The 13,513-nt window shown below is 72.7% G+C and carries 9 protein-coding genes; 3 read left to right on the forward strand and 6 right to left on the reverse strand.

What is annotated here, in order from left to right; genetic code table 11:
* Nucleotides 1-51: 51 nt before the first annotated feature.
* Nucleotides 52-876 carry a TatD family hydrolase gene (locus ABWI07_RS07940; protein WP_149260987.1) on the reverse strand — a complete coding sequence of 275 codons (825 nt, stop codon included), beginning with the start codon at nt 874-876 and terminating at the stop codon, nt 52-54.
* Nucleotides 873-2,666: a methionine--tRNA ligase gene (gene metG, locus ABWI07_RS07945; protein WP_149260988.1), complete on the reverse strand. Its 1,794-nt coding sequence runs from the start codon at nt 2,664-2,666 to the stop codon at nt 873-875. Before metG ends, ABWI07_RS07940 begins: the two co-directional genes overlap by 4 nt.
* A 181-nt stretch (nt 2,667-2,847) precedes the next feature.
* On the opposite strand from metG, the gene ABWI07_RS07950 reads away from it, so the two are divergent.
* The gene (locus ABWI07_RS07950) at nt 2,848-4,452 is read left to right on the forward strand and encodes an ArnT family glycosyltransferase (protein WP_353818057.1); all 1,605 of its coding nucleotides are present in this window, start codon (nt 2,848-2,850) and stop codon (nt 4,450-4,452) included.
* Nucleotides 4,453-4,613: 161 nt separating this feature from the next.
* Here ABWI07_RS07950 and ABWI07_RS07955 read toward each other — a convergent pair whose 3' ends face one another.
* A complete protein-coding gene (locus tag ABWI07_RS07955) occupies nt 4,614-6,446 on the reverse strand; it encodes a hypothetical protein (RefSeq protein ID WP_353818058.1) in 1,833 nt (610 codons plus the stop codon).
* Between the two features lie 214 nt (nt 6,447-6,660).
* Entirely contained in the window at nt 6,661-8,031 is a 1,371-nt protein-coding gene (locus tag ABWI07_RS07960; RefSeq protein WP_235036989.1) for a glycosyltransferase family 2 protein, read from the reverse strand.
* Between the two features lie 395 nt (nt 8,032-8,426).
* Between ABWI07_RS07960 and ABWI07_RS07965 the strand changes: the two genes are divergently transcribed.
* Nucleotides 8,427-10,271, forward strand: a complete 1,845-nt coding sequence (locus tag ABWI07_RS07965; RefSeq protein WP_353818059.1) for a glycosyltransferase family protein — start codon at nt 8,427-8,429, stop codon at nt 10,269-10,271.
* 23 nt (nt 10,272-10,294) lie between these two features.
* On the opposite strand, the gene ABWI07_RS07970 is transcribed toward ABWI07_RS07965, so the two are convergent.
* Complete coding sequence (locus ABWI07_RS07970; RefSeq protein WP_149260990.1) at nt 10,295-10,597, reverse strand: hypothetical protein; 303 nt, start codon at nt 10,595-10,597, stop codon at nt 10,295-10,297.
* Between the two features lie 140 nt (nt 10,598-10,737).
* A complete protein-coding gene (gene rsmI, locus ABWI07_RS07975; RefSeq protein ID WP_149260991.1) occupies nt 10,738-11,595 on the reverse strand; it encodes a 16S rRNA (cytidine(1402)-2'-O)-methyltransferase in 858 nt (285 codons plus the stop codon).
* A gap of 94 nt (nt 11,596-11,689) precedes the next feature.
* Here rsmI and ABWI07_RS07980 point away from each other — a divergent pair, with 94 nt between their 5' ends.
* Nucleotides 11,690-13,513 carry a dolichyl-phosphate-mannose--protein mannosyltransferase gene (locus tag ABWI07_RS07980; protein WP_353818060.1) on the forward strand — a complete coding sequence of 608 codons (1,824 nt, stop codon included), beginning with the start codon at nt 11,690-11,692 and terminating at the stop codon, nt 13,511-13,513.

Consider the following 13,513-nt stretch of genomic DNA (forward strand, 5'->3'; position numbering starts at 1 on the left):
GCCCGGTATGCGGGCCATTGGGTCCGCATACCGGGCGAAAGCGGGGCGCGGTCACCAGGGCCCGAAGGCCCGCTCCCCGTTCGCGGCGATCGCGGTGCAAAGCTCCGCCAGGTCCACGCCCTTGACCTCCGCCATGGCGCGGACGGTGTGCGGGATCAGGTACGAGGCGTTCGGCTTCCCGCGGTGCGGGATCGGCGTCAGGAACGGCGCGTCGGTCTCCACGAGCAGCAGGTCGAGCGGCGCCGCGCGCAGCGCCTCCCGCAGCGGCTCGGCGTTCTTGAACGTGACGTTCCCGGCGAAGCTCATCAGGTAGCCGCGGTCGGCGCAGACCCGCGCCATCGCGGCGTCGCCGGAGTAGCAGTGGAAGACCACCGTCGCGGGCGGGCCCTCCTCCTCCAGGATCGCCAGCACGTCGTCGTGGGCCTCGCGGTCGTGGATGACGAGCGCCTTGCCGGTGCGCTTGGCGATGTCGATGTGGGCGCGGAAGGAGCGGTGCTGGTCCTCCTTCGGCGCCCAGTCGCGGTAGTAGTCCAGGCCCGTCTCGCCGATCGCGCGGACCTTCGGGTGCGCGGCCAGCAGGGCGACGTCGTTCAGGACGGCGTCGCTGACGCCCGTCGTCTCGTTCGGGTGGATCGCGACCGCCGCGTACACGTCGTCGAACTCGCCCGCGGCCTCCACCGCGAACCGGGAGGACGGCAGGTCGCAGCCGATCGTGACGATCCGCGCGATGCCCGCCGCCCGCGCCGACCTCAGCTGCTCGTCCACCGGCGTCTCGACGATGTCCAGATGGCAGTGGCTGTCGAAGACGTCGACGGGCAGGCGCTCCGGGAGCGGCGGGTAGGACCGTGCGGCCTGCCCGTCCCCGTCTCGGGTCACGCCTGCTCCAGCCTGGCGAGCTCCTCGTCCACGACCGACGCGTCCAGCTTCTTGAACAGCGGCGTCGGCTTGGCCAGCGGGACGCCCGGCTTGATCGGCACGGACTCCCAGCGCGCCTCGGTCGCGTAGTCGCCGGTGAGGACGCGGTAGTCGGGGCCGCCCTCCTCCGACACCGTCTCCAGCTCCGGCATGCCGCTCCACACGCCCTGGCCGCCGAGCATCTCGTAGACCTTCTGCGAGGAGTTCGGCAGGAACGGCGTCAGCAGCGTCTTGGCGTCGTCGACGACCTGCAGCGCCGTGTGCAGGATCGACTTGACGCGCTCGGGGTCGTCCTTCAGCTTCCAGGGCGCCTGGTCCGACAGGTACTTGTTGGCGTCGCGGACGACGTCCAGCGCCTCGGTGATCGAGTTCTTGAACCGCGAGCGCTCCAGCTCGGCGCCCACCGCCCCGAACGCGTTCCGGCTGCGCTCCAGCAGCGCCCGGTCGGCGTCGGTGAGGTCGCCCGCCTCGGGGACCGCGCCGAAGTTCTTCGCCGCCATGTTCACCGAGCGGTTCACGAGGTTGCCCCACGCGGCCACCAGCTCGTCGTTGTTGCGGCGGACGAACTCCGACCACGTGAAGTCGGTGTCCTGGTTCTCGGGGCCCGCGACCGCGACGTAGTAGCGCAGCGCGTCGACGTCGTAGCGCTCCAGGAAGTCCTTCACGTAGATGACGACCTGGCGGGACGAGGAGAACTTGCGGCCCTCCATCGTGAGGAACTCCGACGACACGACCTCGGTCGGGAGGTTCAGCGCGCCCAGCGAGCCGGGGTTGCCGCCCCGGTCGCCCTGGCCGCTGTAGCCGAGCAGCATCGCCGGCCAGATCTCGGCATGGAAGACGATGTTGTCCTTGCCCATGAAGTAGTAGGACAGGGCCTCCGGGTCCTGCCACCAGGCGCGCCACGCCTCGGGGTCGCCGGAGCGCCGCGCCCACTCCACCGACGCGGAGAAGTAGCCGACGACCGCGTCGAACCACACGTACAGCTTCTTGGCCGGGTTGTCGCGCCAGCCGTCCAGCGGGATCGGCACGCCCCAGTCGAGGTCGCGGCTGATCGCCCGCGGCTGCATGTCGTCCAGCAGGTTCAGGGCGAACTTCAGCACGTTCGGCCGCCACTGGCCCTGCTTGCCGCGCAGGTACCGGCCGAGGACCTCGGTGAACGCGGGCAGGTCGAGCATGAAGTGCTCGGTCTCGGTGAACTTCGGCGTCTCGCCGTTGATCCGCGAGACCGGGTTGATCAGGTCGATCGGGTCGAGCTGGTTGCCGCAGTTGTCGCACTGGTCGCCGCGCGCCCCGTCGTACCCGCAGATGGGGCAGGTGCCCTCGATGTAGCGGTCCGGGAGCGTCCGGCCGGTGGACGGGGAGATCGCGCCCATCGTCTTGGTCGGGAAGATGTAGCCGTTGTCGTACAGGCCCTTGAAGACCTCCTGGACGACCGCGTAGTGGTTCAGCGTCGTCGTCCGGGTGAACAGGTCGTAGGACATGCCGAGGCCGTGCAGGTCCTCGGCGATCACGGAGCTGTAGCGGTCGGCCAGCTCGCGGGCCGTCACGCCCTCCTTGTCGGCCTGCACCTGGATCGGCGTGCCGTGCTCGTCGGTGCCGCTGACCATCAGGACCTTGCTGCCCGCCATCCGCTGGTAGCGGCTGAACATGTCGGCGGGCAGCGCGAAACCGGAGACGTGCCCGATGTGACGGGGCCCGTTGGCGTACGGCCATGCGGGCGCGGTCAAGATATGACGGCTTGACGAGGACATGGAATCAAGGGTAGTCGCGTCGCGGAGGCCACGGCACGCGAGTAACCTGGTCCGGCGTCGCGGGGCGGCGCGGGGGCGGCGCGGGGCGCCGCGAGGGCGCGGCCATCGGCGCCGCGGGCCGGCCGCCGGCGGCACGGATCGGCCACCACCAGCACGGACCAGCGGAGGCGGGAACCCAGGCATGGCCCAGACGACGTCCGACGAGCCGCTCGCCCGGGAAGCCGACGACGCGGGGCCGGACGCGCCGTCCGCGCGAACGGGCCTGGTGGGCCGGGTCCGGCGGACCCGGCGGGTCGTGTGGCTGTCGCTGCTGGTCGCGGCGTCCGCGGTGCTCGCCCAGTGGGTGGTCATGACGCCGCCGCTGTACTTCGACCCCTACTACGTGTGGCTCGCCGCCCGCGACTGGCCCCACATCCCGCTCACCCAGTGGCCGTTCGACGAGGTGCCGCACCAGGTCACCCGGATCGGGCTGGTGCTGCCTGCGCGGCTCGCCCAGGAGGTCCTCGGGGACGGCCAGGCCGCCTACTTCACCGTCGCGGCCGTCGGCGGCGCCGCCTTCTTCGTCGGGACGTACCTGGTCGTCCGGTCCCTGTTCGGGGACGCGGCGGGCCTGGTGTCCGCGGCGGTCATGCTGGTCCACCCGTTCTTCACCATGACCAACCCGTTCGGCCACGAGATCACCTGGTCGACCGGCGTCATGCTGCCGGACATGCCGGGCGCCGGGCTGTTCACGATCGGGATGGCGGGCCTCGTCGTCGCGAGCCGCAGGACCGGCCGGGCGCAGACGCGGATGCTGCTGGCCGCCGGGGTGCTCCTCGGCGCGTCGTTCCTCGTCCGGGAGTTCCTGGCCTTCCTCTTCCTCGCCATCCCCGCCTACCTGGCGCTGCTGCGCATCCCGTGGCGCCGCAACGTCACGGTCGGCGCGCCGATGCTGGCGATCCTGCTGCTCAACTTCGTCCACAACCAGCTCGTCTGGGGCAGCCCGCTCGCCGGGCTCATGTCGGCCGCCGAGCACGGCGGCCAGTCCCGCGACTACGTCACCCGCTCGCTCGCCGCGCGGTCGTTCCTGCGCGCGATGCACGAGTGGAACCCCCTCGGCCTCGTCTTCACCGCCGCGCTGGCCCTCACCATCGTCGGCTGGGCCCTCACCCGCGACCGGCGGCTCGCGCTGGTCCTGGTGTGGTTCTTCACGCTCGCGGTGCCGCTGACGCTGTTCTCCGGCGTCCTCGACCCGAACGACATCTCGCTGCGCGCCTGGCTCCAGCGGTACTGGTTCGCGGTGCTGCCCGCGCTGCTCGCCGGCGGGTCCGGCTCGCTGATCCTGATGTTCCGGATGCTGCCGCCCGGCCTGGTGTCGCGGCTGCGGCTGCGGACCGTCGTGGCCCCCGTCCTGGCGGTCGCACTGGGCGCGACGTACGCGGTGGCGGCCGTCCGCGCCGTCCCGGAACTGCCGCGCGACAAGGCGTGGAACGAGCTGCGCGGCTACCTCGGCGACCACCGCGACATCACGCTGATCTGCGCCGACCGGCGGCTCGCGCAGACCCTCACGTTCTACACGCGCGACATGTGGGGCCGCCCCGTCTGGCGCGGCGAGATCCGCGACTTCCCGCACTACCTGCCGGTCCCGCGCAACGCGACGGAGGGCCCGATGCTCTACACGCGCTGGCGCGGCATGGAGTCGCAGATCGGCGGCGGCTGGCGACCGGAGCCGTCCCAGGGCTGGACGCTCATGTGGCGCTCGTCGGACGGGGTCCTCCAGCTCTGGAATCCCCCCGCCGCGAGCTAGAGCCTGCCTCGAAGTGGCCTCCGCCACGCACGCGAACGCGTGACCTGGCCGGTGGAGCGAAGCCGGAGGCGAGCGGAACCGGGCAGATCGCGAAGCGATGCCGCGTTCGCCCAGGCCCGGTCACGAAGCGAGCCGCCAGGCGAGCGCAGTGGGCCGGGACTTCAGCCACGCAGCCAGGCGACCCAGTCGCCCTCGGCGGTGCGGCGGCTGGCGACGACGTGCCAGCCGGGCGGGGCGCCCTTCGGCCACGACGCGGTGGGCGGCGCGTCCTTCGGCCAGGCCAGGACGACCATGTCGGCGTCCTGCGGCGGCGCCGTCCACCGGGCGTCGAAGACGCTGCCGTCGCTCCACCAGGCCCAGTAGTACTGGGAGAGCCGGATCGTCCACCAGATGTTCCAGTCGACGGCGATGGACCGCTGCTTCGTCAGGTCGACGCTGCCCCGCAGGTCGGTGTAGGCGGTCTCGGCGCGCACCAGCGGCTGCGCGATCCGCTCGGTGGCGGTGGCGCACATGGCGAGCGCGACCGCGGCCAGCAGGCCCGCCAGCAGCAGCGGGCCGGTCGACCGGCGCGGGCGGACCAGGACGGCCGCCACCGACAGCGCGAGCAGCAGCAGGCCCGCCAGCGTGGCGTGCCAGAGGTGGAACGCCTTCCAGTCCCAGGTCAGGAACGCCGTCTCCGGGAAGTCGTAGGCCGTGTAGGTGTACCGGGTGAGCAGGTCGCCCGCGTACCACTGGACGACGCAGGCGGCGACGACCGTCAGGGCGGCCGCGGCACCGGCCGTCCACAGCAGCGTCCGCCGCGAGGCGCGCATCAGGACCGCGACGCCCACCGCGAACAGCACCGGCGTGACACTGGCCAGGTAGCGGCCGTACACGTAGTTGCCGATGCGGTACTCGACCGGCAGGGCCGCCGACGTCGCGAACGCGATGCCCGCCACGATTGCGAGGAGCGCGAGCGCCAGCGCCCGCGTCGGCCCCGGTGTGGTGCGGCGGACGGCGAGGAACGCGACCGTGACGAGGCCGAGCGCCGCCACGCCGCCGGTCGCGACGGCCTGGTACCAGACCTGGCCGGTGCCGAGCGAGAGCATCCAGCCCCACCCGTCCAGGGTGGTGACGCGCTTCACGACGTTGCCGCCGAGGTCGTTGTCGCCCTGCGGGTACATGTGCGGCAGCAGCGACCGGTTCAGCAGCATGCCGGCGGCCGTCGCGGCGCCGAGGACGAGCACGGACGCGGACACGGCCCGCCAGGACCGCCACCGCAGCACCAGGGCGGCCCCGAGCAGCGCGGCGTGCACGAGGAGCAGGATCGCGCCGCGGGTGTGGCAGGCGTAGGCGTAGGCGACCAGCAGCGAGGCGCCCGCGCCGGTCGGGGTCGGCCGGACCGGCGTGCGGCCCCCGGCCGCGGGCGGGGCGGTCAGCCAGGTGTGCGTCAGCAGCAGCCAGCCGGCCACGAGCACCGGCAGGATCGCGTCCGTCAGCACGAATCCGGAGTAGAAGAGCACGCACGGCAGCAGCGCCGTGACGTGCGCGAAGACGTACGACCAGCGCCGCCGCACCGCCAGCCGGCGCAGCAGCAGGTAGGCCAGCGGCAGCATCGCCGCGCTGACCAGCGCGTTGATCACCAGGGCGGCCCGGTACACCCCGACGGGGCCCGCGCCGATCCAGAAGGCGGGCGTGAGCAGCAGCGGGTAGCCGCCGCGGTACACCGTCCCGAACGACATGTCGGCGTCGGGGCCGCCGGTGAGGACGCGGGCGGCGAACAGGTAGCCCGACTCGTCCGGCGTCGCGACCGGCATCGTCTGCCCCGACGCGAGCCAGAGGCGCACGGCGACCTGCGCGGCCCAGCCGAGCACGAACAGCCAGGCCCAGCGGCGGCGGTCCGCGCGCGGGGCGGCGACCGGGTCCGCCGGCGGCCGCGCGACGGCGGCCGGCGCGGGCGGCGGTGCGGCGTCGTCCGGCGGCGCGGTGTCGTCCGGCGGCGTGCGCGTGCTCACCGGCGTACGGCCCGCCGGGCGCGGACGGTCGGGCAAGGGAGATCCATCGACGGTCAAGCCTGTCATAGTGCGGGCGGGGCGCCGGTCCCAGGCCCGGAGACGCTCAGCGAGCTCTCAGCCTCCGGCACGGTCTGCCCCCGCGGTTTCTCGGATGGTGACGAAGACCGGCTCCGCCGGGGACGGGTGCCGCGCGGGCCGCGAGCGCGGGCGCCCGTCAGCGCGCGGACGCGCCGTCCTCGTCGCCGTCCTCGTCGCCGGCCCCGGCCGTCGCGCCCGCCTTCGCGGCGGGGACCTTCTCCGGCTCGGCCGCGGCCTCGCCGGCCTCCGGCCCGGCGCCCCTCTCGGCGCGCTCCGCCTTCTCGGCCTCGCTCGCGGCGACCTTCCGCACGGCCGCGTCGACGACGCCCGCGGCCTCCTCGGCCGGGTCGGTGAGCGGCGGGTGCTGGCGGCGGCGGATGCCGAGGATGCTGACGAACAGCGAGGCGAAGATGGCCTGGAAGCTCATCACGAGCGCGGTCGCGGCGGGGACGACGATGCGCAGCGAGTGCCGCGGGTCGAGCTCGCCGAAGCTGTTCACCCGCCAGTGCAGCAGGGACGCGACGAGGCCGGCGAGGCCGGCGGCGGCGAGCAGCCCGCCGAGCAGCAGGCCGCGCTCCAGGCTCCACCAGTCGATGACGCGCTGCACCCGGCGGTCGTGCGGCAGGAAGCCCTCCTGCATCGCGTAGACCTTCGTCAGCAGCGCGAACAGCACCGCCTGGAAGCCGATCACCAGCGCGGCGGACGCGCCGACCAGCGTGTCGACGTCGAAGGCGATCTCTCCGACGGTCACCGGACCGGTCGACAGCGCGATCCCGGCGATCAGGCCGAGCGTCATGAAGACCAGGCCGGGGATGAGGAACAGCCAGCGGGGGCTGTAGAGCATGAGGAAGCGCAGATGGCGCCAGCCGTCGCGCCAGGTGTTGAGGTGCGGGGCGCGGGTCCGCCCGTCCGGCGACAGCGTGGTCGGCACCTCGCGGATGTCGTAGCCCTGGAGGGTCGCCTTGACGACCATCTCGCTGGCGAACTCCATGCCGCCGGTCTGGAGGCCGAGCCGCAGGATCGCGTCCTTGTCGAAGGCGCGCAGGCCGCAGTGGAAGTCACCGATCTTGCTGCCGAAGAACAACCGGCCGACGAAGCTGAGCACGGGGTTGCCGAGGTAGCGGTGCAGCGGCGGCATGGCGCCGTCGGCGATGCCCCCCTTGAACCGGTTGCCCATGACGAGGTCGGCGCCGTCGCGCAGCTCGTCGAGGAACGGGCCGAGGGTGGCGAAGTCGTAGGAGTCGTCGGCGTCGCCCATCGCGACGTACTTGCCCCGCGCGGCCCGGATCCCGCCCATGAGGGCGTTGCCGTAACCCTTGTCGATCACCGGCACGACGCGCGCGCCCGCGTCCCGCGCGAGCTGCTGGCTGCCGTCCGTGCTGCCGTTGTCGGCGATGACCACCTCGCCGTCGATGCCCTTGTCCTCGAAGAAGGCGATCGTCTTGCGGACGCAGGTCTCGACCGTCTCGGCCTCGTTCAGACATGGCATCACTACGGAGAGTTCCACGCGATCTCCTTCGTTACCCCTGGTGGCGTCGTTACTCTTGGTGACCCTGTTACACCTGCTGACCGTCTGCGGCGTTTTCCACTAATCTCTGTTGTTCCGCGTGTGGTTCCTCGGGACGGCCCGTCAGCGTTCAATGATGCCCGCCGAGGGCGGGGCTTGAGGGCCGCTCTCGTCAAGAGCACCCGTATCGTGTTGCCCACTTGCAACCGGAAGACCCTATCCGGCGCGATCGCGGGCGGCATGTTAGGACGTCAAGCATACGGGCACGGCGGCCCGGAAAGGGTTGGGCGGCTGTGACGCGCTCCGCAGGACGCAGTGCCGTGGACGAACGTAGTGCCGGGGACGGACTCAGTGCCACCGGACCGGGGGCCGGACATCGAAGGGAAGGTGCGGCAGTGGCGGGGGAAACGCCGCGGGGCACCGCGCTCGACGGGTCGGCGCAGGGCGGAACGGCCCTGGCCACGGCGGCCGCGTCCGCCGCGACGACGGACGTCCCGGGCGACACGCCCGGGGGGCCGAAGACCATCCCGGATTCGGCCAAATCTCCTCCAGGCTCCGGCAAGGCCGCGCTCGATTCCGCGTCGGCGGCACTGGAGTCCGGCATATCCCGCCCCACGGTCGCCGATTCCGGCACCGCCATTGAGGACGGCCCGGAAACGGACACAAAGGCACGTCCGGAATCGGGCGACGCGCCCGAGGAGCCGTCCGCCGCGACTGCGACGCCGGGCCGCCGGCGCGCTCGCGGCCTGTGGACGCTGGCGCGCCGGAATCCGACGTTCAGTGTGATCATTGCCATAGCGGCGCTGCTCCGCCTGGTGACGATGCTCGGCTACCAGCCGGTGATGTTCTTCAACGACAGCTTCGACTACCTGAACGTCGCGATGGACCCGTATCCGCACCCGCTGCGGCCCGACGGGTACTCGTTCCTGCTGCTCGTCCTGAAGCCTTTCCACAGCTTCGCGCTGGTCGCCGGGATCCAGCACCTCATGGGCCTGGCCATGGGCGTGATGATCTACGCGCTGCTGCGGCGCCGGTTCCGGCTGCCCGGCTGGGGCGCCGCGCTCGCGTCCGCGCCGGTCCTGCTGGACGCCTACCAGCTCCAGCTCGAGCACCTGGTGCTCTCGGACACGACCTTCACCTTCCTGGTGATGTGCGCGGTCACGCTGCTGCTCTGGCGGGACCGCCCGACCTGGAAGATCGCCGCGGCGGTCGGGCTCATCGTCGGGATGGCCTGGCTGACCCGCTCGGTCGGCATGCCGGTGCTCCTCGGCGTGCTGGTCTACATGCTGATCCGGCGCTGCGGCTGGCGGCTCATGGCCGCGACGCTGGTGGCCTGCCTGCTGCCGGTGCTCGGCTACATGGGCTGGTACAAGGCCGAGAGCGACAAGTTCGCGATCACCGAGAGCAACGGGATCTTCCTGTACGCCCGGGTCTACAAGTTCGCCGACTGCCACCGGATGAAGGACCTGCCGGTCAGCGAGTACCCGCTGTGCACCGAGCCGGGGAACCGGCTGCCCAACTCGCAGGACGGCATCTGGAACGCCCGCTCCCCGCTCAACCGCTACACCGGCACGCGGTTCAGCCCCGAGAACAACAAGCTCGGCAACGACTTCGCCAAGCGCGCCATCACCGCCCAGCCGCTCGACTACGCGCGGGTCGTCGCGCACGACTTCTTCCGTGTCTTCCAGTGGAAGCGCACGGTGTTCCCCGACCCGGCGACGTACTCGCAGTACGAGTTCGAGAAGAAGAGCAGGCCGCTGCCCGACTGGCACATGCCCGGCGGCGGGACGGCGGCGCAGGACGCGCGCGGCTACGAGCACGGCAACGCCCGCACGCAGGTCGCCGAGCCGTTCGCCGGGGTCGCCCGCGGCTACCAGGACGTCTTCTACCTGCGCGGGACGATGGTCGGCGGCATCCTGCTCATCGGCCTGGCCGGGCTGGTCCCGCTGTGGCGCCGGTTCGGCGGCGAGGCGCTGCTGCCGTGGACGCTCGCCACCGGGCTGCTGCTCGCGCCCGCGGCCACCGCCGAGTTCGACTACCGGTACGTGCTGCCCGCCGTCCCGCTGGCGGCGCTCGCCGCGGGGCTGGCGTTCCGGCCCGAGGCCCGCGAGACGGTGACCGGGTGGACGCGCCGCCTCGCCCGGCGCGCGAAGAGCGAGTCGGCACCGTCCCCCGAGCCCGCGCAGCCCACCGAGCCGGCGGTGCCCGAGTCACCCCTGGCCACCGAGGTCACCGCCTGAACGGCAGAGTCAGCGCCGGGCGGCTACCAGGCGTGCATCCGGCGGAGGTGGAAGACCATCGCCACGTCGCTGACGCTGCGGGCCATCGGCGGGTCCTCTCGCCTGCCATGCGTCGCGGACAGCGCCTTGACGTTCTCGCTGCCGCAGGTCGGGCAGCACCGGTTGACCCAGGGCGTCGTGCAGGGTTGGCCGTGGCGCTCGTAGACGACGGCCTCGTTGCCGTGCCCGTCGCCGGAGTGCCGGACCCGGAACTCCTCGTCCCAGGACCCCGCGCAGCTCAGGCACTCGAAGCCCCACACCTCGTGGTTCGTCCATGCCTCATGCACGGCACTCACCCCCTCGCAGACCGTTCCGTACGCATCTGACCGCGGCGCCTCTGGTCTGCTTCCCACGGATGCCCCGGCCGGAGGCCACCGGCTCAGTTATGCCCGCAAGGACCCCGTTTGCATCGCTCTGGGGGCGGTGACTATTTCCTTGCCTTGACGACGGCGTCGTAGACGAGGCGCTTCTGGGCGCCGTTCTCCCGGGCGACCTCGGCGATGGCCTGCTTGCGCGGCGTCCCGGCCGCCTCGCGCGCGGCGACCGCCGCCGCCAGCTCCACCGGGTCCGACAGCCCGCGCGGCTCGGGAGCGCCCCCGACCACCAGCGTGATCTCGCCGAGGACGCCGTCCTTCGCCCACGCGGCCACTTCGCCGAGCGTCCCCCGCCGGACCTCCTCGTAGGTCTTGGTCAGCTCGCGGCAGACCGCGGCGGGACGGTCCGCGCCGAACGCCTCCGCCATCGCCGCGAGGGTCACCGGCAGCCGTCGCGGCGACTCGAAGAACACCATCGTGCGGGGCTCGCCGGCGAGCGCCTCCAGCCGCCGGGCCCGCTCGCCCGGCTTGCGCGGCGGGAACCCCTCGAAGCAGAACCGGTCGGTGGGCAGCCCCGACACCGCCAGCGCGGTCGTGACCGCGGACGGCCCGGGCAGCACCGTGACCGGAACGCCCTCGGCGACGGCGGCGCGGACGAGCCGGTACCCGGGGTCCGACACGCCCGGCATCCCGGCGTCGGTGATGACCAGGACGTCCCGTCCGGCGAGCAGGTCCTCGACGAGGCCCGCCGCCCGCTCCCGCTCGTTCAGGTCGTTGTAGGACACGACGCGCGCGGCGAGTTCGACGCCGAGGTCGCCCGCCAGCCGCCGCAGCCGCCGCGTGTCCTCCGCCGCGATGACCGGCGCCTCCGCGAGCGCGGCCCGCAGGCGGGCCGAGGCGTCCTCGGGCCTCCCGATCGGCGCCGCGGCGAGCCGCAGCGTCCCCGTCACGGCCCCTGTCACGGCCTCCATCGCGGCCTCCATCCCGGTCCGGTCACGGGGCCCATTGTCCCAGGGGGCGCCCCGAGGTCCTGAAGGAGGCGGCGAGTGCAAATAAACTCGCAGGATGGCGACGACGGATCTGGCTTCGGTCCCGGCCACGGCGTCCCGGCGCCGGCCCCCCCAGCTGCGGGAATGGCTCACGCCCGCGATCCCGGGCAGCCCGCTGCTGTCCTGGCTGGGCCCGCTGCTGGTCACGGCGCTCGCCGCGTACCTGCGGTTCGACCGGCTGGGGACGCCGAAGGCGGTGGTCTTCGACGAGACCTACTACGCCAAGGACGCGCTCGCACTGCTGAAGTTCGGCTGGGAGCACAACACCGTCGAGAACGCCGACAAGATGCTCATCGCCGACCCGGACGCGCACATCTGGGGCAGCGGCCCCGCGTTCGTCGCGCATCCGCCGTTCGGCAAGTGGATGATCGCGATCGGCGAGGCGATGTTCGGCGCGACCCCCTTCGGGTGGCGGTTCGTGCCCGCCCTGGTCGGGACGCTGTCGGTGCTGATCCTGTGCCGGGTGGCGCGCCGGATGACGGGCTCGACGCTGCTCGGCTGCGCCGCCGGGCTGCTGCTGGCGCTGGACGGCCTGGCGTTCGTGACCAGCCGGGCCGCGCTGCTGGACGTCTTCGTGATGTTCTGGGTCCTCGCCGGGTTCGCCTGCCTGGTGAACGACCGGGACCGCTCCCGCCGCGCCCTCGCCGACCGGATCGAGGCCGGCGAGACCTCGGTGTACGGGCCGTTCCTCGCGCACGGCTGGCGGTGGGGGGCGGGCGTCTGCCTCGGTCTCGCCTGCGCCACCAAGTGGACGGGGATCTTCTACGTCGCCGCGTTCGGGCTGATGACCGTCCTGTGGGACTACGGCGCCCGCCGCGCCGCCGGGGTGCGGGCCCCGCTGCAGGGGACGATGCTGCTGGAGGCCGTCCCGGCGTTCGTGCAGATGGTCGTGGTGGGGCTCGTCACCTACCTGGCGACCTGGTGGGGGTGGATCTTCAAGCCGGGCGGCTGGGGGCGCGGCACGGCGTCGGACAACCCGCTGTGGCGGCCGTTCGAGGCGATGCCGAAGCTGTGGCACTACCACGCGGAGATGCTCGGCTTCCACACCGGGCTGGACGCCAAGCACCCCTACCAGTCGTGGCCGTGGGACTGGCCGATCCTGCGCCGCCCGGTCGCGTTCTTCTACACCGAGCCCAAGGGCGCGTGCGGCGGCGCGTCCCGCTGCTCGCGCGAGATCCTCGGGATCGGCACGCCCGCCCTGTGGTGGGGCGCGCTGGTCGCGCTGATCGTGGTCGCGTTCATCTGGCTGATCCTGCGGGACTGGCGGGCCGGGGCGATCCTGCTCGGCTTCCTCGCGGGCTGGCTGACCTGGTTCCCGTCGGCGTTCGCCGACCGCACGATGTTCCTGTTCTACGCGACGCCGCTGATCCCGTTCATGGTGCTGGCGGTCGTCCTCGTGCTCGGCTACCTGATCGGACCCGCGCCCGGCTGGGCGGCGGGCGCGCACGCGGCACGTCCCGGCGAGAACGGCGGAGCCGCCGATCCCCAAGGGGCCATGTCCGAAGGGCCTCCCGGCCTGCCCTGGGACTCCCCCGCCGACCAGGATCCGGCCCTCGCGCCGTACGGCGAGCAAGGCGGGTACGGCGCGCACGCGCCCTATGACGAGCAGCCGTACGACGACCACGGGTACGGCGAGCATCCGTACGGCGAGCACGGGGCGCACGCGCCGCCGGCGCCCGTCCAGACCGCCGGGGTCAGGCGGCTGATCGGCGCCGCCGCGGCGGGGGCGTTCCTGCTGGTGGTGCTGGCCAACTTCGCGTACTTCCATCCGATCCTGTCCGCGCAGACGATCCCCTACGAGGACTGGCACGAGCGGATCTGGTTCCAGTCCTGGGTCTGA

The organism is Actinomadura sp. NPDC000600, from assembly GCF_040492135.1.
Classification (GTDB): domain Bacteria; phylum Actinomycetota; class Actinomycetes; order Streptosporangiales; family Streptosporangiaceae; genus Spirillospora.

Bases quoted from the DNA above. Each gene is read 5' to 3' on its own strand.
- metG (WP_149260988.1), bottom strand. From the start codon at position 2,666: ATGTCCTCGTCAAGCCGTCATATCTTGACCGCGCCCGCATGGCCGTAC.
- ABWI07_RS07950 (WP_353818057.1), top strand. From the start codon at position 2,848: ATGGCCCAGACGACGTCCGACGAGCCGCTCGCCCGGGAAGCCGACGAC.
- rsmI (WP_149260991.1), bottom strand. From the start codon at position 11,595: ATGGAGGCCGTGACAGGGGCCGTGACGGGGACGCTGCGGCTCGCCGCG.
- ABWI07_RS07980 (WP_353818060.1), top strand. From the start codon at position 11,690: ATGGCGACGACGGATCTGGCTTCGGTCCCGGCCACGGCGTCCCGGCGC.